Source organism: Stenotrophomonas sp. YJH_SMC_105-26, assembly GCF_059368915.1.
Genome location: NZ_JCAFSD010000002.1, coordinates 382,772 through 402,822, shown reverse-complemented (window position 1 = coordinate 402,822; position 20,051 = coordinate 382,772). Strand labels below are relative to the sequence as shown.

Below are 20,051 nucleotides of genomic sequence, written 5' to 3'. Positions count from 1 at the left end.
GCCGGCATCAGCCGTCACCTCAGCGGGTGGGCGGCAGCGTGCGACGGCGGCGACGCCACCACGCCCGCACACCCCAGGCCACGACCAGGGCCAGCACACCCACCGGCAGCAACGCGGCGACGGCGCGGATCAGGAACGCAATGCTGCCGCTGAGGATGCTGCCCGACTCGCTCAGCGCCTCGCCGATCTCGCTGCGGCTGCGCTGGCCCGAGGTGGTGTCGAAGTGGATCGTCACCAGCTGGGTATCGATGCGCCGACGCTGCTGTGCGGCATCCTTGTTGGCCTGCTCGACGCCTGCTTCGATCTCCGACAGCCGCGTGGTGATCGCCATCAGGTCCTCGATCTTCAGGTCCTTGCGGTCCTGGTAGGACAACAGCCGCGCGTGTTCCTTCTCCAGCCGGGACTTGGTCAGCGCGGTGTCCGCTACTTCCTGCGCGAGGTCCTCCGCGCGCGTGTTGCGCGACTGCAGCGTGCCGCCCTCACCGGCCATCGCGATCAGCGGCTCGGTGCCCTTCGGCGCGATGCGCACCTTCACTTCACCGCTGGGCTGCTCGCCGCCGCGCTGGTCGACCTGCAACACTGCACAGTCGCCGAACTTCGCGCTCTGGCAGGCCTGGGCGATCTGCTGGATGCGCGGTGCGATCTGCGCCGCCTCCAGCTGCACCTGCACGTCATGTTCGTAGGCCAGGAATGCGCCTTCCGGCGAAGCAACAGCGGCATCGGCCGCGGTCGCGCCCGCCTCTGCAGCGCGCTCACCGTTCTTGGCGCAGGCTGCCAGTGCCAACAGCAGCACCGGCACTGCCAGCGTGCGCGTCCACGCGCACAGCGGCCTCACAGCGCGGCTCCGTTGTAGGAGGTCACCGAAAGACCGGCCAGATCCACCTGCGGCACGCAGCGAACGTTCACCGCCACCATCGGTGTGCCGGTACGCGGATCGATCGCTTCGCTGTAGGGGGCGATACCGCATTGGCGGCAGTGGTGGTGGTCGATATGCGCCTTGTTGAAGTGGTAGGTGGCAACGTCAGCCGGATCGGTGGCCAGCTGGAACGCCTCGCGCGGGGCGAACCACAGCAGGCTGCCGCGACGGCGGCACATCGAGCAGTTGCAGTCGATGACGTCGCTGATCGGCGCCTCGGCCTGTACGGTGAATGCGATCCTGCCGCAATGGCAGCTTCCCTGGTATTCCATGTCCTGCGCTCCTTTGGAGGGTCCTTGAAACCGCCCATGGTAATCCTATGGCACGGGGACAAAGCAGCGACGGGGCCCTATGCTCAGGGTTTGACCCCGTACAGGAATGCCGATGCGCCCGCATCTTCTTGCCCTCGCCCTGGTCGCTGCGCTGGCCGGTTGCCAGCCTGCCGACGCCCCGACCAACGCTTCCACCCCGGCCACCAGCCAGCAGGCCGGTGACGCGGCGGTCGATGCCGCCTTCGCCGATCTGTCCAAGCGCGCCCTGGACACCTGGATGCAGCTGTCGCCGGTCAGCGCCACCCAGATCGGTGACCACCGCTACGACAGCGAACTGGACGACCTGAGCGCCGCCGGCCAGCAGAAGACCGTGGCCGCCTACAAGGCGCTGCTGGGCGAGCTGGACAAGATCGAGGTGGCCAAGCTGGGCCGCGAGAACCAGGTGGACGCGGCGATCCTGCGCAACCAGCTGCAGTCGGAAATCTGGAACGCCGAAGTGCTCCAGTCCGGCAAGTGGGACCCGCAGCTGTACAACGGCATCGCCGGCAGCGCGATCTATGGCCTGATGGCCCGGGAGTTCGCACCGCTGCCGGAACGCCTGAAGTCGGCGACCGCGCGCATGGAAAAGCTGCCGGCGATCTTCGCCCAGGCACGCGAGAACCTGGATCCGGCCCGCGTTCCGAAGATCCATGCCGAGACGGTGGCCAAGCAGAACAAGGGCATCCTCAGCATCGTCGATACCTTCATCACCCCGCACATCGGCGAACTGCCGCAGGCCGACCAGCAGCGCCTGCAGGCCGCCATCGACGGCCTGAAGAAGGCCGTGGACGAGCAGCAGACCTGGCTGGACAAGACCCTGGTGCCGAACGCCAAGGGCGACTTCCGCATTGGTGCGGAAAAGTACGACCAGAAGCTGAAGTTCGCGCTGAGCTCCTCGCTGTCGCGCCAGGAGATCGGTGAGCGTGCACGCGCCGAACTCAAGCGCGTGCGCGAGGACATGTACGGCATCGCGCAGACCGTACTGAAGGACAAGCCGGGTGCGCCGGAGATGCCGGCCCAGCCGACCGACGAGCAGCAGCAGAAGGCGATCGAGGCCGCACTGGAACTGGCCTACGCCGACAAGCCGGCGCGCGACAAGGTGGTCGATGATGCCAAGGCCGCGCTGGAGCAGTCCACCGCGTTCGTGCGCGAGCACGACCTGGTGACCCTGCCCGATGCGCCGGTGGACATCATCCTGATGCCGGAATTCCAGCGTGGCGTGGCCGTGGCCTACTGCGATTCTCCGGGCCCGCTGGACAAGAACCTGAAGACCTTCTACGCCGTGTCGCCGATTCCGGACGACTGGAACGAGAAGCAGGTCGACTCGTTCCTGCGTGAATACAACTCGCGCATGATCCACCTGCTGAGCATCCACGAAGGCACCCCGGGCCATTACCTGGAGGGCTGGCATTCGGCCAAGTTCCCCTCCACCCTGCGTGCGGTGCTGCGTTCGGGCCTGTTCGCCGAAGGCTGGGCGGTCTACACCGAGCGCATGATGCAGGAGCAGGGCTACCTCGACAACGACCCGCTGTTCCACCTGGTGCAGCTGAAGTTCTACCTGCGCACGATCTCCAACGCGATCCTCGACCAGGGCGTGCACGTGGACAACTGGGATCGCGAGAAGGCGATGCACCTGATGACCCACGACGCGTTCCAGCAGGAAAGCGAAGCGGCCGGCAAGTGGGTGCGCGCGCAGCTGACCTCGGCGCAGCTGCCGACCTACTTCGTGGGTGCGCAGGAACACTTCGACACCCGCAAGGCGGTGCAGGAAAAGCTGGGCGACAAGTTCAACCTGAAGGCGTACCACGACCAGGTACTGTCCTACGGCGCACCGCCGGTGCGTTTCGCACGCCAGCTGATGCTGGACCAGCCGATCGAGTGATCGGCTGCGGGGCTGAATGCCCCGCGGCTCTGGCAGCACCTCACGGCCCGGGCTTCCCGGGCCGTTCTCGTTTGAAGCGCCCGACGGCCTCACATCCGGTGTATGTACAGCTTCCCGGCATTGCTGCGGATATCAAGAAAGTACTTCACCTTGCAGCCCCGGCATGCCGCCGGATGCACTTCATCAAACCCACGTTGGTTCTCCAGCGCGACGGCCAGTATGGGATGCCCGCAGTCGAAACAGCAGAATGCAATGTTGTTGCCATGGGGATCGGCGTCGATCTGGTCGCCATAGTGATCCATTACCAGAAAGTCCGTGATTTTCATGGTCGATCTCCAGAGTAGGTGAATCACCCGCAGACTACATCGCAACCCCGCAGCCCAGAAGGGCACGCGTCGCCTACAGGGCAACGCATCCTTCCCGCCACGTTGGAGCCGCTCCGGTCCTGAACCGTTGCACATCGGGCGTGCGTGACCTCACACCTGGCGAACAACTCCGGGCGCATCTTTCGCCAGGTTCCCCCTTCCGCCGGCGTCCATGTCTCTCCCCCTCTTGCGTCTTGCGCTGCTGCCCGCGCTGTTGGCCAGCACTCCTGCCTACGCTGCCTGCCCGCCGCCACCGGCGGGACAGCCCGACATCCGTGCCCTGGGCTACTACACCGACAAGGCTGGTTCGGTGATCGACCCGGCACTTCGCCAGCAGAACAAGGACGCCACTGCGCCGCTGGACCGCTATGCCGCCGACGTGGCGCGCATGAGCGATGACTACCTGCGCACCGGTGACCGGGCGGCGGCGCAATGCACACTGGCCTGGCTGGGTGCGTGGGCCGACGACGGCGCCATGCTCGGGCAGATGATCCGGGTCAACAACAACCAGTCGTTCTACATGCGGCAGTGGATGCTCGATGCGGTAGCGATGGCCTACCTGAAGGTGCACGACCAGGCAGATGCCCGGCAGCGCGCGCGCATCGATCCGTGGTTGCAGAGGCTGGCCCGGGCCAACCTGGTGTACTGGAACAATCCGAAACGGCGCCGCAACAACCACTACTACTGGGGCGGTCTGGGCGTGCTGGCCACCGGACTGGCCACCGACGACGATGCCCTGTGGCAAGCCGGCCACGCCGCCTTCCAGAAGGGCGTCGATGACATCCAGGACGATGGCAGCCTGCCGCTGGAGATGGCGCGCGGGCAACGCGCCCTGCACTACCACGACTACGCATTGGCGCCGCTGGTGATGATGGCCGAGCTGGCACGGCTGCGCGGCCAGGACTGGTACGCCAGCAGGGATCACGCCATTGACCGTCTTGCCCGCCGCGTCATCGAAGGCAGCAAGGACCCTGCATGGTTCAACGAACACACCGGCGTTGCACAGCTGCCCCTGCAGGCCAGCGGCTGGGTCGAGTTCTACCGCTTGCGCTCACCCGATGGCGGCCCGTTCGATGCCGCGCATGCACGCGGACCGTTCCGTTCCCCACGGCTGGGCGGCGACCTTACGTTGATGGCTGCGCAGGGCATCGTGCGCACGCCGCTGCGATAGCCCCTTGTTTCAGCGACGGGTCCGCTGTAGCAGCTGCTGGAACTGCGCACGGCTGCAGCCCTGCCGGTCACAGCCCGGCAAGGGCAGTGCGACGCGTCCCGGCGGCTGCGCCTCGGTCAGCGGCACGGCATCGCGCAGCTGCGCGGTGGTCGGATAGACGTAGGCCAGGCGGAAACGCTCGCCACCGCCTTGGCGGTCACGCCAACGCTCGAACTGCAGCAGGCCACCGATCGGCGTCTTCTCGAACTGGCCTGGCAGGCTGTAGTCACCGATTCCTATCGCCGCCAGCACCGAACCGATATTGGAATCATGGCCGACCAGCAGGATCACCTTCGGCGACGCCGGATCACCGAACGACGCATCCACGCGCGCCAACAGCGGAGCGGCCACGTCACGCGCCACCGCGGGTGTTCCGAACAGGATGTCCTGGTAGCGGTTGCGGATCTGCGCCAACGCCATCCATTGGCCTTCCGTGTTCAAGCGGCCCCAACCTTCGCGCGGAACGCCACTTCCCTGGTAATGCTCCATCAGCAGGGCATCGACCAGACCGCTGGCCAGTGCCAGTGAACCCGAAGCGCGTGGCTCCTTGCCCGGCTCCGCATTGAAGGTCGTGTCGCCCAGCACCAGATGACAGTCGCTGCGCCCCGTACAGGCCGCCGACTGCGGGTAACGGGTGATTTCCTCCACCACGGACAGTGCCGGTGCGAGATCCGATGCTGTCAGCGCCTGCTGCATTGCCGCCAGCGCGCGCTTGCGGAATGCCGCGTCATCGTTGTGGATCACCGGGTCGAACAGCGGATCCATCGTCCCCAGCGCCATGCGCTGTTCGACCGCAACATGGCAGCCCGGAAACGCACCGGCAATGAAGAACTGCGCGGTGGCCTGGGTACGCTGCAGGCTGTTGGCATGGGCGTGGAAGTCAGCCGGCTGCGGGCAACCCGACGCCGGCAACAATTGCGCCTGGCGCAGCCACTGGCCGATGTAGCGCCCCATGTAGACTTCCAGCACGCCGCCCTTGGTGGTCAGCTCGCCGGGGCCTACGTCCCAGCGTGGCCAGCGCTCCGGCGTGGCATGGGCCAGGGCGCCCGACGCCACCACCGGCGCGCGCAGGTTGTGGCGGCTGAGCAGGACGACCTGCTCGAGCTGGTCGCCTTGCACCGGTGTCGGTGCCGCGGCTGCGGCCGTTGTGGCCAAGCCAAGTGCCAGCAGCAGCGGGCGCAGGCATCGGATCATGCAGGTCTCCGGAAACACGTTGGGGTCAGAGCCCTTTCCTGCGGAAAGGGATCCGACCCCAAGGCATACGTGGCCAGGGTCGGATCCTGCTCGCAGAGAAGGCTCCGACCCCGAAAGCAATCATTGATCGGCGGCCACAAAACCACCGGTCTGTCGCGCCCACAAGCGCGCGTACAGACCACCGGCGGCGATCAGTTCGGCGTGGCTGCCGGTCTCGACGATGCGGCCCTGGTCCATCACCACCAGCCGGTCCATGCGTGCGATGGTCGACAGCCGGTGCGCGATCGCGATCACCGTCTTGCCGCCCATCAGCTCATCCAGGCTGTCCTGGATCGCCGCTTCCACTTCCGAGTCCAGCGCCGAGGTCGCTTCGTCCAGCACCAGGATCGGTGCGTCCTTCAGCAGCACGCGGGCAATGGCGATGCGCTGGCGCTGGCCACCTGACAGCTTCACGCCACGCTCGCCGACATGTGCGTCGTAACCACGACGCCCCTGCCCATCCACCAGCGTGTCGATGAAGGCTTCGGCACGCGCCTTGGCCACCGCAGCGCGCAACTGCTCATCGGTCGCGTCCGGACGGCCGTACAGCAGGTTGTCGCGGATCGAGCGATGCAGCAGCGAGGTGTCCTGGGTGACCACGCCGATCTGCTGGCGCAGGCTTTCCTGAGTGACGTAGGCAATGTCCTGGTCGTCGATCAGGATGCGGCCGCTTTCCAGGTCGTACAGGCGCAGCAGCACGTTGACCAGGGTCGACTTGCCGGCACCGGAAGGACCCACCAGGCCGATCTTCTCGCCCGGCTTCACCACCAGGTCCAGGCCTGCGATCACGCCGCCCTTCTTGCCGTAGTGGAAGTGGATGTCCTGGAAGTGCACGCCACCGCGGGTCACCTGCAACGGCACCGCGTCCTCGCGGTCCTGCACGGTCAGCGGCTGGGCGATGGTGGTGATGCCGTCCTGCACCGTACCGATGTCCTCGAAGATGCCATTGATGGTCCACATGATCCAGCCGGACATGTTGTGGATGCGGATCACCAGGCCGGTCGCCAGCGTGATCGCACCGACGGTGATGTGGCCGCCATTCCACAACCACAGCGCGAGCCCGCAGGTACCGGCAATCAGGAAACCGTTGACGATGGCGATGGTCAGGTCCATGCCGGTGGTCACCCGGGTCTGCGCGCGGTGCTTGACCGCCAGTTCCTGGATCGATTCGGCCACATAGGCCTGCTCGCGCCCGCCATGGGCGAACAGCTTCAACGTGGGAATGTTGGTGTAGCCATCGACGATGCGGCCCATCGCCTTGGAACGCGCTTCGGACGCGATCCAGGCCCGTTCCTTCGCGCGCGGCACGAAGTAGACCATGATCACCGCATAGGCCAGCAGCCACAGGACCAGCGGCACCATCAGCCGCCAGTCCGCCTGCGCGAACAGGTACAGCGCGGTGCCGGTGTAGACCACGATGTACCAGAGCGAGTCGACCATCTGCACCGCCGACTCGCGCAGCGAGGTACCGGTCTGCATCACCCGGTTGGCGACGCTGCCGGCGAAGTCATTCTGGAAGAAGCTCAGGCTCTGCCGCACCACGTAGTTGTGCATCAGCCAGCGCGAGCGGTTGCTCAGGCCGGGCACGATCGCCTGGTTGACCAGCAGGTTGTGCAGGCCGACCAGGATCGGCCGCGCGATGACCGTGATGAACAGCATCCAGCCCAGTTCATTGGCATGGTGCTTGAAGAAATCGGCCCCCGGTTGCTCGGCGACCATGTCGACGATGCGGCCCAGGTAATCGAACATCGCCACTTCCACCAGCGCCAGCAGCAGGCCGGCGATCAGGGTCGCCAGCAGCACCGGCCACACCGGGCGCAGGTAGTGCAGGTAGAACGGCAGCACCTTGCGCGGTGGCATGCGCCCATCCACGGGCGGGAACACCGGGATCAGGGATTCAAACCAACGGAACATCGCACTCCCTCGCCTCTTGCAAGCGGCGAAGTATCCCACGCCGGATGTGTACGCCAGCCGATGATCGCCGCCGCTCCGGTAGTGCCGGCCGCTGGCCGGCACCCTTGCGGCATTTCGGAAGATCATGAGGTTGCCGGCCAGCGGCCGGCACTACCTTCATTCGTTGACCGGGGTGAACAGCAGGTCCTGGAAATCGAAGCTGAAATCAGTCAGGTCGGAGATCGACTGCATGCGCACCTCGCGCACCTTGCCGTCCGGGTCCAGGCTGAAGTTCACGAACGCATCGGCGTTGAGCGAGCGGTCATCCCAGCGCACGATGAAGGTGTCGTGCTGCCAGTGCTCCAGGCGGCCGCTCAGCTGCGCGGTCTTCATGAAGCGCAGGCGCAGGCCCTTGCCTGCGGCACTGACCTGCATGTCGCCATACCAGCGGTCGCGGAACGTGCCGATGTAGCCGGCCAGCGGCAGCGACGGCCTGCTGCCCTTGTCGCGCGCGCTCTGATGCTTGGCCCAGGCCTCGTCGGCCTTGTCCTGGCCCTTGGCCACGGCCTTGGCATAGGCGTCCACCCAGTCGTGCTTGTCGCCGCCCAGATAGGCATCAAGCACGCTCAGGGTGATCGCGTTGAACGCCGCGCCCACTTCCTGGTTGGTCAGCACCACCACGCCCAGCTTCTCGCCCGGCACCAGGGTCAAGCGCGAGACCATGCCCGGCCAGCCACCGGTGTGCCAGACCAGTTTCCGGCCGCGATAGTCACTCAGGCTCCAGCCTTCGCCATAGCCGGCAAAGTTGGCCCGTGCCGGTGCCAGCTCCGGCACGCTCGGCGCCGGGATCGACTGCGGGGTGATCATCCGCCACATCTGCTGCTGGCTCTTTTCGCTGAACAGCGCAGTGCCGTCGGCCAGCTTGCCTTCGGCCAGCTGCACCTGCATCCAGCGCGCCATGTCGTGCGCACTGGAATAAATGCCACCGGCGCCGGCATTGTTCGACCAGGTCAGCGGTGCGACGGTGCGCAGGTCCTTGAAATCGTACTTGGCGTGGCCGACCGCCGCCGTGTCACCCGGCTTCAGGTGGTCGGCGTTGTAGCGCGTGCCGGCCATGCCCACCTTGTCGAAGATGCGGGTCTGCAGGAACTGCTGGTAGCTCACGCCCGAGACGTGCTCGATCACCTGCTGGGCGACCGCGTACAGGATGTTGTCGTAGGCATAGCTTTCGCGGAATCCCCCCTTCAGCGGCACCTTGCCCAGCCGTTCCACCACTTCGGCGTTGCTGTAGGACGTGGTTGGCCAGAACAGCAGGTCACCGGCGCCCAGGCTCAGGCCGCTGCGATGCGACAGCAGGTCGCGGATCGTCATCTGCCCGGTCACGAACGGGTCAGACATGCGGAACGACGGCAGGTGGTCGATCACCTTGTCGTCCATCTTCAACTTGCCCTCTTCCGCCAGCAGGTTCAGCGAGGTGGCCGTGAACGCCTTGGTGTTGGACGCAATGGCAAACAGCGTATCGGCCTGCACCGGTTCCGGCTTGCCCTGCTCGCGCACGCCCCAGCCGCGCTCCAGCACCACCTCGCCATCCTTGACCACCGCTACGGCAATGCCGGGCACGTCGAACTGCGCGCGCACGCGCTCGACGGTCGCATCCAGGTCCTGCAGCGGCGGCGGGGTCGCCGCGCTCGCCATGGTCGTGCACGCCAGCAGCACGGCTCCTCCGATCCAGGGTTTCATCCAGCACGATCTCCGAACAGGGGTGGCGGCCATGTGCAGGCCGTCACCGGGGTTTCGCGGGATGGTAACGTCCGGCGGCGCATCCTGCCCTGTGCCATAGGAGGGGTGTCATGGGCGAGAACGGCCAACCCAGCAGCGGCTCCACGATCATTCCGTGCCTGCGCTATCGCGACGCGCAGGCCGCCATCGACTGGCTGCAGCGCGCCTTCGGCTTCCATGCCCAGGCCGTCTACGCCGATGGCGATACGGTCTTCCATGCGCAGCTCACCTTCGGCAGCGGCATGATCATGCTGGGCTCGGCCAGCAACCAGAGTGCGTGGAGCAAACACGCTGCCCTGCCTGACGAGGTCGGCGGACGCCAGACCCAGAGCGCCTGCGTGATCGTCACCGATGCCGATGCGCACTACGCGCGGGCCAAGGCCGCCGGTGCCCGCATCGTCATCGACATCGCCGACCAGGACTATGGCGGACGCGGCTACGCCTGCGCCGACCCGGAAGGCTACCTGTGGTGGTTCGGCAGCTACGACCCGTGGCGCACGGACCACGGCCAGTGACCACGGCCGGCCGGCAGGCAGAGATCCGCTGCGGCATCGGCGGCTGGGTGTTTCCCGAATGGCGCGGCGGTGTGTTCTATCCAGCAGGCCTGCCGCAGCGGGAAGAACTGGCCCACGCCAGCCGCGCCCTGCGCTGCATCGAGATCAACGGCACGTTCTACCGCACGCCAACTGCGGCCCAGTGCGCGCAATGGGCTGCGCAGACACCCGACGGTTTCCGCTTCTCGATGAAGGCGCCGCGCTACCTGGTGCAGCGACGCGACCTGTCCAGCACCGTGGAAGCGGCCACACCGTTCCTGCAGGCGGCACTGGCGCTCGGTGACCGGCTCGGCCCATTGCTGTGGCAGTTCGATCCGCGCCACCCGGCCGACGCCGATGCACTGGAGGCGCTGATGGCACAGCTGCCTAAGCAGCTGGACGGGGTGCCGCTGCAGCATGCGCTGGAGGTCCGCAACGCCGAGGCACATGGCCCGGCACTGGTCGACGCCGCCCGCCGCCATGGCGTGGCGCTGGTGATCGAGGACAGCGACGAGGCGCCATTGCACGGTGATGTCAGTGCCGGCTTCGTCTATGCGCGGATCAAGCGCAGCCAGGCCCGCTTGAACGAGGGCCTGCCGGCGCCCGTGCAGCAACGCTGGGCCGAACGCGCACGCCGCTGGTCACGCGGTGAACCCGTGGATGACCTGCCCTGCCTGGCCGGGCCCGCTGCGGAGGCCCCGCGCGAGGTCTACCTGCTGTGCATCGGCGCAGGCAAAGCGCGCAACCCGGCGGCAGCGATGGCCCTGCAGCGCCTCATCGACAGCGCCAGCGGTCCAGCTCCCACAGCAGGGTCCACCCCACCACGAACACGCTCGCAACGCGCAGCACGTTGAGCAGGAACGCCGCCAGCCCCAGGCGTTGCAGTTCGAGGAACGGATACGGCGCCTGTCCTGTCACTTCGGCCACCAGCATCGCCCAGCCCAGGTACACCAGCGGTACCAGCAGCACCCCGCCCAGTGCGCGCCAGCGCAGCGCGCCATGCGGCAGCAGCCACCACCACCCCAGCAGGTACAGCGCCGGCACAGCGTAGTGCAGGCCGGCATCGACCCACCATTGCAGCCCGGTGGGTTGCCAGAGCCCCTGCAACGCCAGCACGTAGATGCACGCGGTCACCCCGATGCACAACGCGATCGCCGCGGCGACAGTCGCGTTCAGCACACCCGCACGGATCAGCCGGACGCATCCCAGGCACACCGCCAGGTTGCTGAGAATCGTGAAGTAACCAACGAAGCGCAGCGTCGCCATGCCGACCCCGGCAGCCGCCCCGGGGCCATGCAGCAGCAACAGGTATTGCAGCAGCAACGAGGTGGCCGCCATCAGTGCAGTCAGCGCTGCCCATGCACGCTGGGCGGAACGGTTGGCAGCCATTGCGGGGTTCCCCTGGCGAGTTTCCGCGAGCATGCCACAGGCATCGCCGGCGGCCGTGCGATTGCCGCACAATAGGCGGATGAGCACACCCGACACCCGCAAAGCGTTGTGGCAGATTCACTTCTGTGTCCTGCTGTGGGGCGTCACCGCCATCCTCGGCAAGCTGATCACCCTGCCCGCACTGCCGCTGGTGTGGTGGCGCATGCTGCTGGTGACGGCGATGCTGGCGCTGCTGCCGCGGGTCTGGCGTGGACTGCGTACGCTGCCAGTGCGGCTGGTGGCCGGTTATGCCGGCATCGGCGCCCTGGTCGCCCTGCACTGGCTGACGTTCTACGGCGCGGTAAAGCTGGCCAATGCGTCGGTGGCCGCCACCTGCATCGCGCTGGCGCCGGTGTTCACCTCGATCATCGAACCGTGGGTGGCCAAGCGGCCATTCCAGCTGCGTGAACTGGCGTTCGGCCTGGCGGTGCTGCCGGGTGTCGCGCTGGTGGTCGGTGGCGTGCCCGACGGCATGCGCCTGGGTGTGCTGATCGGCGCGATCTCGGCGCTGCTGGTGGCAGTGTTCGGCTCGCTCAACAAGCGCATGGTCAGCCACGCCGATCCGCTCACGGTCACCGCGCTGGAGCTGGGTGCGGGCACCCTCACCCTGACCCTGCTGGCGCCGCTGATGCCCTACCTGCTGCCTGCGCTGGCCAGCCCGTTGTGGGTGGTCCCGGACCTGCACGACGGCATCCTGCTGCTGGTGCTGGCCGGGTTCTGCACGCTGCTGCCGTTTGCCCTGGCCCTGGTCGCACTGCGCCACCTGAGCGCCTACACGGTGCAGCTGGTGACCAACCTGGAGCCGGTCTATGCGGTGGTGCTGGCGGTGGTGCTGCTGCGCGAGCAGCACGAAGTCACCCCGTGGTTCTACCTCGGCGTGGCGATCATCGTAGGCGCCGTGTTCCTGCATCCGCTGCTGAACCGCCGCAAGCCGGTGCAGCATCCGGAGATTCTTGGCACGGCCGAGGCGCGCAACATCGCCGATTGAGTGCATCCACGCATGACGTGGATGCCCGTATCAACGCTGCGGCCAGTGCCATGCAGGTGCATCCAGCAGGCCCTGCCCGCTCAACAGCGTGCGGCCCTGTTCCTTGTACAGATGCAGCGAATGGCACCCTGGCGCCTGTTCCAGCGCCGCGATCAGCCGGCTGGCGTGCGACACCACCCATACCTGGCTGCGCGCACTGGCTGCGATGATCAGCCGCGCCAGCGCCGGCAGCAGGTCCGGATGCAGGCTGGTCTCCGGCTCGTTGAGCACCAGCAGCGGCGGTGGACGCGGCGTGTGCAGCGCAGCGGCCAGCAGCAGGAAGCGCAGCGTGCCGTCGGACAGTTCGGCCATCGACAAGGGCCGCAGCAGCCCAGGCTGGTGGAAACGCAGCGCCAAGCGTCCATCCAGCTCCTCGAAGCCGACCGTGGCGCCCGGGAACGCATCGTCGACGCTGCGTGCCAACGCCACCGGGTCACCGATCTCGAGGATGGTGACCCAGGCCGCCGCCAGATCCCGGCCGTCGTGATGCAGCACCGGCGTGCGCGTGGCCATCGCCGGTTGCCGCGCCGGGGCATCGGCATCACTGCGGAAATGATCGTAGAAGCGCCAACGCCGGATGTACTCGCGCAGGGCGATGGTTTCCGGCAGGCGCTGCGGATCGCCGACCTGGGTGAACAGGCTGTCGAACAGCGACAACCGGTCATCCACGAGATCCCAGCCGCGCGCATGGCGCTGCCGCACCATCGCCCCGCGACGATCGACCAGCAGGTTGGCGCTGCGCAGGAACGGGCCGGCCCAGATCGCCTCGGCCTTGATCTGCGGGTCCAGTGCGAAGGCCGATCGACTGGGCGGCGGGTAGCCCAGATCGATGGCGTAGCCGAATTCGTCAGTGGCGAAGCCCAGCTTCAATCCCACCGATTCCTGGCGTGGGCCGCCCTGCAGGGGGATTTCGCCGGCAGCAACCCGACGGTCCATCTTTTCCGGACCCGCCCACAGCGCCGAGCCCAGCCCGCCTTCGCGGGCCAGCACCGCCGCGACGCCGCCCTGCGCGGTCTCGGCCAGCAGGCGCAGGGCACGGTACAGGCTGGACTTGCCACTGCCGTTGTCACCGGTCACCACATTCAACTGCTGCAACGGCAGTACGAGCCCGTGCAGCGAACGATAGTGGGCGATGGCCAGGGTCTGCAGCATGGTCGGCGTCCGGGGAACCAGGGGATCATGCTGCCCGGTTCTGATCGCAGGAGCTGCGACGCGATGTGAATCGGTGACAGCATCCACGCGTCGCGTTGATCTACTTGAGCGGCATCCGTTTACCGCGCGGGTGGCAGATGCTTCAGCCGGCCACTTCCACCCGGTTGCGGCCATTGCCCTTGGCCCGGTACAGCGCCTTGTCGGCACGTGCCAGCGTGTCATCCACGCTTTCACCGGGCTGGTGCTGGGCCACTCCAATACTGATCGTGACCGGGAATCCCAGCGGCAGATCAGCCACGGCCAGGCGCAGGAACTCGCACTGCAGTTCGGCGGTGCGCAGGTCGGTAGCCGGCATCACCGCCACGAATTCCTCGCCGCCATAGCGCGCGGCCATGCCGCGACCGGCGAAATGCGAACGCAGCAGCACGCCCAGTTCGGCCAGCACGCGGTCACCGGTGGCGTGACCCTGGAAATCATTGATGTGCTTGAAATGGTCGATGTCCAGCAGCGCGACGCAGGCCCCCCCGGGCTGGTCTCCGTTCACCGCCACCGCCTCTTCCAGCGCTGCCGCCATCGCACGGCGGTTCGGCAGGCCGGTCAAGGCGTCGGTGCGGCTCTGTTCGGCCAGGTCGGCATTCTGCGCGAGCAGTACGTCCTGGTACTCAGACAGCAGTCGCTCGTAGTCATCGCGCTCCAGCATGTGTTTCTGGATGTCGAGCGCGAAGCGGCGCAGTTCCATCACCAGCATCACCTGCCGCGACAGCGCCGCCAGCGCTTCGGCCTTGTCGCTGGCCAGGTGCTGTGGCTGCGCATCGAATACGCACAGCGTGCCCAGCGGCAGGCCATCGGAGCTGATCAGCGGCGCGCCCGCATAGAAGCGGATGTGCGGATCGCCCACCACCACCGGATTGTCGTGGAAGCGGATGTCCTGCAGCGCGTCCTCGACCACCATGACCTGCTGCGGTTGCAGGATCGCGTGGCCGCACATCGATTCGCTGCGCAGGTTTTCTGCCGCATCGATGCCCTGGATCGACTTGAACCATTGCCGCTCGACGTCGATCAGGGTCACCGCCGCCATCGAGGTGCCGCAGACCGCCTTGGCGATCACCACCAGGTCGTCGAAGGATTTTTCACGCTCCGAATCGAGGATACGGTAGCGGTACAGCGCCTCAAGCCGAAGGGCTTCATTGGCAGGCTTGTCGGGCTTGATCATGCAGCGTCACGTTCCGGCAGGTCACCGCGAAGTCTAGCTGATGTAGAGCCGAGCCCATGCTCGGCTGCACCCGGACAAAAGAGCAGCCGAGCATGGGCTCGGCTCTACAGAAGCCGTTTACCAGTCCAGCTGCCTCGGCAGCAGGCCCTGCAGCTCCTGCTCGGTCAGGTTGCGCCACTGGCCCGGCTTCAGCGCACCGATCTTGATGTTGTCGATGCGCACGCGACGCAACTGGGTCACCCGATAGCCGAACTCGGCCGCCATCAGGCGGATCTGTCGGTTCAGGCCCTGCTGCAGGGTGATGCGGAAACCGAACTTGGCGATGCGCGAGGTCTTGCACGGCAGCGTCATCTGGTCGTGGATGCGAACGCCACGGGCCATGCCACGCAGGAACTCGTCGGTGACCGGCTTGTTCACCGCCACCAGGTACTCCTTCTGGTGGCCATTCTCGGCGCGCAGGATCTGATTGACGATGTCGCCGTTGCTGGTCATCAGGATCAGGCCTTCGGACTCCTTGTCCAGGCGGCCGATCGGGAAGATGCGCTGTTCATGGCCGACGAAGTCGACGATGTTGCCCTTGACCGAGGTCTCGGTCGTGCAGGTGACGCCGACCGGCTTGTTCAGCGCGATGTAGACATGGCGGCGGGCACCGGGCTTGCGGGCCACGCGCGCGCGCAGCGGCTGGCCGTCGACCAGCACCTGGTCTTCCTCGCCCACCACCGCGCCGGTGCCGGCCGGATGGCCGTTGACGGTGACCCGGCGGGCGGCGATCAGGCGATCGGCCTCGCGGCGGGAGCAGAAGCCGGTGTCGGCGATATGTTTGTTGAGTCGGGTGGTCATCGCCCTATTATCCGGCATCCCCGCCCGCTGCGCTTCATGCCGGGGGCGGCGGATCGAGTTCTTCGCCGTCGAATACCCGGTTGCGGCCGGCACGCTTGGCCACGTACATGGCGTGGTCGGCCCGGCGCAGCAGCGCGGCGAGATCGTCCTCGCCCGGCCGCCACTGCGCCAGGCCGATGCTGGCGGTGACCTCCAGGCCGGGCACCTGCAGCGCCCGGGCCGCCTCGGTGAGGTGCTGGCGCAGGCGATCCAGGCGCGCCGATGCCGCCTCGCGCGGCATGCCCGGCATCAGCAGCAGGAACTCTTCGCCCCCCATCCGCACCACCTGGTCCTGGCTGCGGACCGCGGCACGCAATGCACGTGCCACCGCCACCAGTACCTGGTCACCCACGGCGTGGCCATGGCGGTCATTGATGTCCTTGAACAGGTCGATATCGAGGAAACCGATCACCAGCGGGCCGCGCTCGCGATCGACCCGTTCCAGGTGCCGTGCCAGCTGCTGCAGCCCGGCACGGCGGTTGGGCAGCCCGGTCAGGCCATCGGTCTCGGCCAGCTGGCGAAGTTCATCGCGCTGCTGGCGCAGGCGGCCCAGCCGCTGGTTCAGCGCATAGGCAGCCATCATCAGCAGCCAGGTCACCGACAGTTGCAGTGCCTCCACGCGGTACTCCAGCAACCACGCAGCGCGGCAGGCGTCGGCCAGGATCAACACCAGCATCGGTGCCAGCGCCGCCAACCCCGCCTGCGCCCAGCGGTCGCCGCGCAGCCATGCCCACACCCCGGCCATCAATGCCAGGCCGCAGCCCAGCAGGTAGGACACCTGCAGGCCCTGCGCCACCCAGGCCAGGCTGTCCCGCTGCAGCCAGGGCACCCACGCGGCCAGCGCCAGCAATCCCCACAGCGCCAGCAGCTGCATCGGGCGCGATCGCGGCAGCAGGCGGTCGCCGCCGTTCAGTCGCCACAACGCGGGCAGCACCAGCGCCTGGGATGCAGCGGTCAACGACAGCAGCCACCACGCGCTGCGCTCACCCACCGGCAGCCATGGCTCGGGGTAGCCGCTCAGCCCTCCGAGAATGGCCTGCCACAGCACCAGCACGGTGGTACCGGCGATGTAGACCAGGAAACTGCGGTCGCGGGTGGTAAGGAAGGCCATCAGGGCCGACAACGCCAGTGCGATTGCCACGGCAATGCAGGCCGCGCGCACCAGCAGGCGGGCGGTATCGTTCTGCTGCACGGGACTGGGCGCGCCCAGCCGCAGGGTCGGTACCCAGCGCGCCTTCAGCGGCGTCTGCCATGACACCAGGAACGGTTCATGGCTGCCCGCCGGCGGCACCGCGACCAGGCCGATGCCTGCGCGGAACCGGGAATCACGGGTACGGGCATCGTGCATGTTGCCGCAGATTTCGCGATCCCCATGCTGCACGCGGACTTCGCCCGCGAACACATTGAACACGTCCAGTGCCTGCGGCTGGCCCGACCAGCCGCCCGCTGGCGCGGACACCTGCACCTGTTGCCGTGGCCCCGCCAGCATCTCCGGCGTGCATGCGCGATGCGGGGTGGGTTCATCGGTCGCCGCACCGACCAGCAGGTAGTCACGCCCGGCTTCGGCTACGGCCGCCGACAGCGGCCACGGCATTGCCAACCACACCAGCAGCACGACCAGCACCGCTCCCGTTCCGTACTGCCCCTGCCTGCCGCCCACGCCACGTCCTGTTCCTGCTTACGCCCGCGCCCACTGCGCGTCGCCCCTGCCGGGCATTATCGCAGCCGCGGCTGCAGCCCACGTGTAGACCAAAGTCGCCGACGGGCGTTCAGCCAGCGGCGGGCGGACTTTTCACCGCCACCAGGCGCACCGGCCGCAGGTCGGCCAGGGTCATCCGCTCCAGCGGTTGCGGCCGCTCGACCGCATAACCCTGCAGGCCCTGCACCCCAAGCCGGGTCAGCGCGGCGGCGACGTCGGCAGTCTCCACCCATTCGGCCACCACCTCCATCTGCAGCTCGCGCCCCAGTTCACTGATCGCGCGCACGGTGGCATGACTGACCGGATCGGTATCCATGTCGCGCACGAAGGCCCCGTCGATTTTCAGGATGTCGGCCGGCAGCTGGCGCAGGTAGCCGAACGAGGACAGCCCGGAACCGAAATCGTCCAACGCCATCCGGCAGCCACGCGCCTTCACTGCATCGATGAAGGCACGCGCCTGGCTGAGGTTGCTGATCGCAGCGGTCTCGGTGATCTCGAAGCACAGCTTGGAGGCCAGCGCGCGGTTGCGCTCCAGCAGGTCGCAGACGAAGGCGAGGAAGCCGGGCTCGGCGATCGACTGCGCCGAAACGTTGACGTTGCACAGGCCCAGCTGCCGCACGTGTGCCGGGCACACCTGCAGGTGCCGGAACAGCAGGCCAAGCACGTGCCGGTCCAGCGCCACGGCCATGCCATAGCGCTCCACCGCCGGCATGAACTGGCCCGGCAGGTGCAGGCTGCCATCGCTGCCACGCATGCGCACCAGTACCTCGTAGTGCAGGTAGGAGGGATCGCCGACGCGGGCGATGCGCTGCGCATACAACACCATGCGGTTTTCGGCCATGGCCAGGCTGACGCCCTGCAGCCGCTCGGCTTCCTGGCGCCGTTCCTCCAGCGCCATGCGGTTCTCGTTGAAGCAGTGCACGCGGTTGCGGCCGGCCTGCTTGGCCGCATAGCACGCGCTGTCGGCGGCGCTCATCAGCCAGTTCACATCCGGCGCATCGGCGCTGACCTCGACCACGCCGATGCTGCAGCTCAGCTGCGGGCTGCCTTCGCTGACCGGGAACGTCGCCTGCCCCAGGTTGCGGATTACCCGCTGCAGCACGCGCTTGGCCTCGTCCTGCCCGGCATGGGCCAGGAACACGGCGAACTCGTCCGCGCCCAGCCGGCCCACCCAGTCGCCATCGCGCACCGCCGCCACCAGGTAGTCGGCGAAGCTGCGCAGCATCTGGTCGCCGGCGGCGTGACCGAAGCTGTCGTTGACCAGCTTGAAATGGTCCAGGTTGATGTAGCACAGCGCGTGCGTGCCACCTTCGCTGCGCACCTGCAGCAGCGCGCGTTCCAGCAGCCGTTCGATCTCGCGGCGATTGATCAGGCCGGTCAGCGGGTCGTGGCTGGCGTGGTGCTCGATCTCGCGCGCCAGTGCATGGTTCTGGCTGACGTCTTCGATGATGGCGAACACCGACAGGCCACCGCCGGTGCTGCGCACGCCGGTGCCGCTCCAGCGGCCCCAGACAAGGCTGCCATCGCGACGGCGGAAGCGCAGTTCGCTCGGGCGCAGCTGGCGGTCCCAATCGATGCGGCCCACCCCATCGATGACCAGCTCGCCGTCCATCAGCAGGTCGCCCAGCGACAGCTGCAGCAGCATGTCACGACGATGGTCGAGGATATCGGCCATCGCCTGGTTGGCCTCGATCACCTTGCCTTCGGCATCGAGCTTGAGCATGCCGACGTTGGCCTGGTAGAACGCCGCGCGGAAACGGCTCTCGTGTTCGGTCAGGTCCTTGCCGACGCGGCGCGCCAGGGCGACCGCCATCAGGCTGATCGCCAGCACCGACAGGCCCGCCACCATCAACGTGGCCAGCCTCACCAGCGTCGCCATCCGCAGCAGCGCCTGCGAGAACGCCTGGCTCTGCACCTTCATCCGCTGGTCCAGGTCACGCAGCTGCTGCAGGTAGCGGTCGCGTGCGGCAACGGGCACCAGGTTGCCGTCGTGCCGCAGCTGCAGTTCATCGATCAGTTGCTGCAGCGCCATCAGGTCGCCATCGGTCTGCCGCCACAACGCGCTCGCTTCGCGGAATGCACCGATGTCGCGCGCGTAGCGGCACGCGCATTGCCGCCCTGCAGGAAGCCCTGCCTGGCCTTCTCCTCGTCCGGTTCGGCCTGTTCCAGCGCCAGTCGCGCCTGCAGATCGCCCAACGGCACCTGCAGGGCCTGGCGTGCGTCGTCCAGGTCCTCGGCATCGCCACGCGCCAGGTAGCGACTGAGTGCGGCGGTGGCATCCTGCTGGCCACGCGACCAGTAGCCCTGGCCGGCGATCCAGGCAGTAGAGGCCGCCTGCAGTTCCTGGATCAGGGCGGACAGTGCGACCAGTCCGATCGCCATGCCGGTCAACAGCGCAAATCGCAGTCCCAGCCCCCGGGTCATCGGCACCCGCCGGCTGTGTTGGTCCGTGCCACTCCTACCCATCCCGGATCCCCCCGAATGTGCTGCGGTGACAACCTCCTTAGGAACCGGCTCAGCCTAGGACCGGC

General features: G+C 67.4%; 16 protein-coding genes and 1 pseudogene. 5 read left to right on the top strand and 12 right to left on the bottom strand.

The window, feature by feature from the left end; genetic code table 11:
• Positions 1-19: 19 nt before the first annotated feature.
• A complete protein-coding gene (locus tag AC5P7F_RS08775; protein ID WP_032956827.1) occupies positions 20-835 on the bottom strand; it encodes a DUF4349 domain-containing protein in 816 nt (271 codons plus the stop codon).
• Positions 832-1,188: a GFA family protein gene (locus AC5P7F_RS08770; protein WP_014646478.1), complete on the bottom strand. Its 357-nt coding sequence runs from the start codon at positions 1,186-1,188 to the stop codon at positions 832-834. Before AC5P7F_RS08770 ends, AC5P7F_RS08775 begins: the two co-directional genes overlap by 4 nt.
• Positions 1,189-1,300: 112 nt before the next feature.
• On the opposite strand from AC5P7F_RS08770, the gene AC5P7F_RS08765 reads away from it, so the two are divergent.
• Positions 1,301-3,109 carry a DUF885 domain-containing protein gene (locus AC5P7F_RS08765; RefSeq protein ID WP_032956825.1) on the top strand — a complete coding sequence of 603 codons (1,809 nt, stop codon included), beginning with the start codon at positions 1,301-1,303 and terminating at the stop codon, positions 3,107-3,109.
• A gap of 89 nt (positions 3,110-3,198) precedes the next feature.
• Here AC5P7F_RS08765 and AC5P7F_RS08760 read toward each other — a convergent pair whose 3' ends face one another.
• Positions 3,199-3,435, bottom strand: coding sequence for a hypothetical protein (locus tag AC5P7F_RS08760; RefSeq protein WP_046429698.1), 237 nt, complete (start codon positions 3,433-3,435; stop codon positions 3,199-3,201).
• A gap of 211 nt (positions 3,436-3,646) precedes the next feature.
• On the opposite strand from AC5P7F_RS08760, the gene AC5P7F_RS08755 reads away from it, so the two are divergent.
• Positions 3,647-4,645, top strand: coding sequence for a polysaccharide lyase (locus AC5P7F_RS08755; RefSeq protein WP_164076963.1), 999 nt, complete (start codon positions 3,647-3,649; stop codon positions 4,643-4,645).
• A gap of 9 nt (positions 4,646-4,654) precedes the next feature.
• On the opposite strand, the gene agp is transcribed toward AC5P7F_RS08755, so the two are convergent.
• The 3 genes from agp to AC5P7F_RS08740 all read right to left on the bottom strand — a co-directional run bounded on the left by agp (position 4,655) and on the right by AC5P7F_RS08740 (position 9,550).
• The gene (gene agp, locus AC5P7F_RS08750; RefSeq protein ID WP_164076964.1) at positions 4,655-5,878 is read right to left on the bottom strand and encodes a bifunctional glucose-1-phosphatase/inositol phosphatase; all 1,224 of its coding nucleotides are present in this window, start codon (positions 5,876-5,878) and stop codon (positions 4,655-4,657) included.
• 120 nt (positions 5,879-5,998) lie between these two features.
• Positions 5,999-7,831: a multidrug efflux ABC transporter SmrA gene (smrA, locus tag AC5P7F_RS08745; RefSeq protein WP_164076965.1), complete on the bottom strand. Its 1,833-nt coding sequence runs from the start codon at positions 7,829-7,831 to the stop codon at positions 5,999-6,001.
• Positions 7,832-7,987: 156 nt separating this feature from the next.
• The gene (locus tag AC5P7F_RS08740; RefSeq protein ID WP_164076966.1) at positions 7,988-9,550 is read right to left on the bottom strand and encodes a serine hydrolase; all 1,563 of its coding nucleotides are present in this window, start codon (positions 9,548-9,550) and stop codon (positions 7,988-7,990) included.
• Positions 9,551-9,660: 110 nt separating this feature from the next.
• Between AC5P7F_RS08740 and AC5P7F_RS08735 the strand changes: the two genes are divergently transcribed.
• Positions 9,661-10,104 (top strand): VOC family protein, encoded by a 444-nt coding sequence (locus tag AC5P7F_RS08735; RefSeq protein ID WP_014646472.1) that lies wholly within the window; start codon positions 9,661-9,663, stop codon positions 10,102-10,104.
• Positions 10,101-10,976 carry a DUF72 domain-containing protein gene (locus AC5P7F_RS08730; RefSeq protein WP_032956808.1) on the top strand — a complete coding sequence of 292 codons (876 nt, stop codon included), beginning with the start codon at positions 10,101-10,103 and terminating at the stop codon, positions 10,974-10,976. The genes AC5P7F_RS08735 and AC5P7F_RS08730 overlap by 4 nt, the downstream gene beginning before the upstream one ends.
• Here the strand turns inward: AC5P7F_RS08730 and AC5P7F_RS08725 are convergent.
• A complete protein-coding gene (locus AC5P7F_RS08725; RefSeq protein ID WP_164076967.1) occupies positions 10,897-11,511 on the bottom strand; it encodes a Pr6Pr family membrane protein in 615 nt (204 codons plus the stop codon). The genes AC5P7F_RS08730 and AC5P7F_RS08725 overlap by 80 nt on opposite strands.
• A 79-nt stretch (positions 11,512-11,590) precedes the next feature.
• Here AC5P7F_RS08725 and AC5P7F_RS08720 point away from each other — a divergent pair, with 79 nt between their 5' ends.
• A complete protein-coding gene (locus AC5P7F_RS08720) occupies positions 11,591-12,538 on the top strand; it encodes a DMT family transporter (protein WP_014646470.1) in 948 nt (315 codons plus the stop codon).
• A gap of 30 nt (positions 12,539-12,568) precedes the next feature.
• Here the strand turns inward: AC5P7F_RS08720 and AC5P7F_RS08715 are convergent, their stop codons facing one another.
• The 5 genes and pseudogenes from AC5P7F_RS08715 to AC5P7F_RS08695 all read right to left on the bottom strand — a co-directional run bounded on the left by AC5P7F_RS08715 (position 12,569) and on the right by AC5P7F_RS08695 (position 19,986).
• On the bottom strand, positions 12,569-13,729 hold the full coding sequence (locus tag AC5P7F_RS08715; RefSeq protein ID WP_014646469.1) for an AAA family ATPase: 1,161 nt from the start codon (positions 13,727-13,729) through the stop codon (positions 12,569-12,571).
• Positions 13,730-13,871: 142 nt separating this feature from the next.
• A complete protein-coding gene (locus AC5P7F_RS08710; protein ID WP_164076969.1) occupies positions 13,872-14,942 on the bottom strand; it encodes a diguanylate cyclase in 1,071 nt (356 codons plus the stop codon).
• Between the two features lie 117 nt (positions 14,943-15,059).
• Positions 15,060-15,782, bottom strand: a complete 723-nt coding sequence (locus AC5P7F_RS08705; protein ID WP_014646467.1) for a pseudouridine synthase — start codon at positions 15,780-15,782, stop codon at positions 15,060-15,062.
• Positions 15,783-15,816: 34 nt separating this feature from the next.
• On the bottom strand, positions 15,817-17,481 hold the full coding sequence (locus AC5P7F_RS08700; protein WP_075075649.1) for a sensor domain-containing diguanylate cyclase: 1,665 nt from the start codon (positions 17,479-17,481) through the stop codon (positions 15,817-15,819).
• A 109-nt stretch (positions 17,482-17,590) separates the two neighbouring features.
• A pseudogene (locus AC5P7F_RS08695) lies at positions 17,591-19,986 on the bottom strand (putative bifunctional diguanylate cyclase/phosphodiesterase).
• Between the last annotated feature and the right edge of the window lie 65 nt (positions 19,987-20,051).

Excerpts from the sequence above, each read along its gene's own strand:
- AC5P7F_RS08770 (WP_014646478.1), bottom strand. The coding sequence starts at position 1,188 with ATGGAATACCAGGGAAGCTGCCATTGCGGCAGGATCGCATTCACCGTA.
- AC5P7F_RS08765 (WP_032956825.1), top strand. The coding sequence starts at position 1,301 with ATGCGCCCGCATCTTCTTGCCCTCGCCCTGGTCGCTGCGCTGGCCGGT.
- AC5P7F_RS08760 (WP_046429698.1), bottom strand. The coding sequence starts at position 3,435 with ATGAAAATCACGGACTTTCTGGTAATGGATCACTATGGCGACCAGATC.
- AC5P7F_RS08755 (WP_164076963.1), top strand. The coding sequence starts at position 3,647 with ATGTCTCTCCCCCTCTTGCGTCTTGCGCTGCTGCCCGCGCTGTTGGCC.
- agp (WP_164076964.1), bottom strand. The coding sequence starts at position 5,878 with ATGATCCGATGCCTGCGCCCGCTGCTGCTGGCACTTGGCTTGGCCACA.
- smrA (WP_164076965.1), bottom strand. The coding sequence starts at position 7,831 with ATGTTCCGTTGGTTTGAATCCCTGATCCCGGTGTTCCCGCCCGTGGAT.
- AC5P7F_RS08740 (WP_164076966.1), bottom strand. The coding sequence starts at position 9,550 with ATGAAACCCTGGATCGGAGGAGCCGTGCTGCTGGCGTGCACGACCATG.
- AC5P7F_RS08735 (WP_014646472.1), top strand. The coding sequence starts at position 9,661 with ATGGGCGAGAACGGCCAACCCAGCAGCGGCTCCACGATCATTCCGTGC.
- AC5P7F_RS08725 (WP_164076967.1), bottom strand. The coding sequence starts at position 11,511 with ATGGCTGCCAACCGTTCCGCCCAGCGTGCATGGGCAGCGCTGACTGCA.
- AC5P7F_RS08720 (WP_014646470.1), top strand. The coding sequence starts at position 11,591 with ATGAGCACACCCGACACCCGCAAAGCGTTGTGGCAGATTCACTTCTGT.
- AC5P7F_RS08715 (WP_014646469.1), bottom strand. The coding sequence starts at position 13,729 with ATGCTGCAGACCCTGGCCATCGCCCACTATCGTTCGCTGCACGGGCTC.
- AC5P7F_RS08710 (WP_164076969.1), bottom strand. The coding sequence starts at position 14,942 with ATGATCAAGCCCGACAAGCCTGCCAATGAAGCCCTTCGGCTTGAGGCG.
- AC5P7F_RS08705 (WP_014646467.1), bottom strand. The coding sequence starts at position 15,782 with ATGACCACCCGACTCAACAAACATATCGCCGACACCGGCTTCTGCTCC.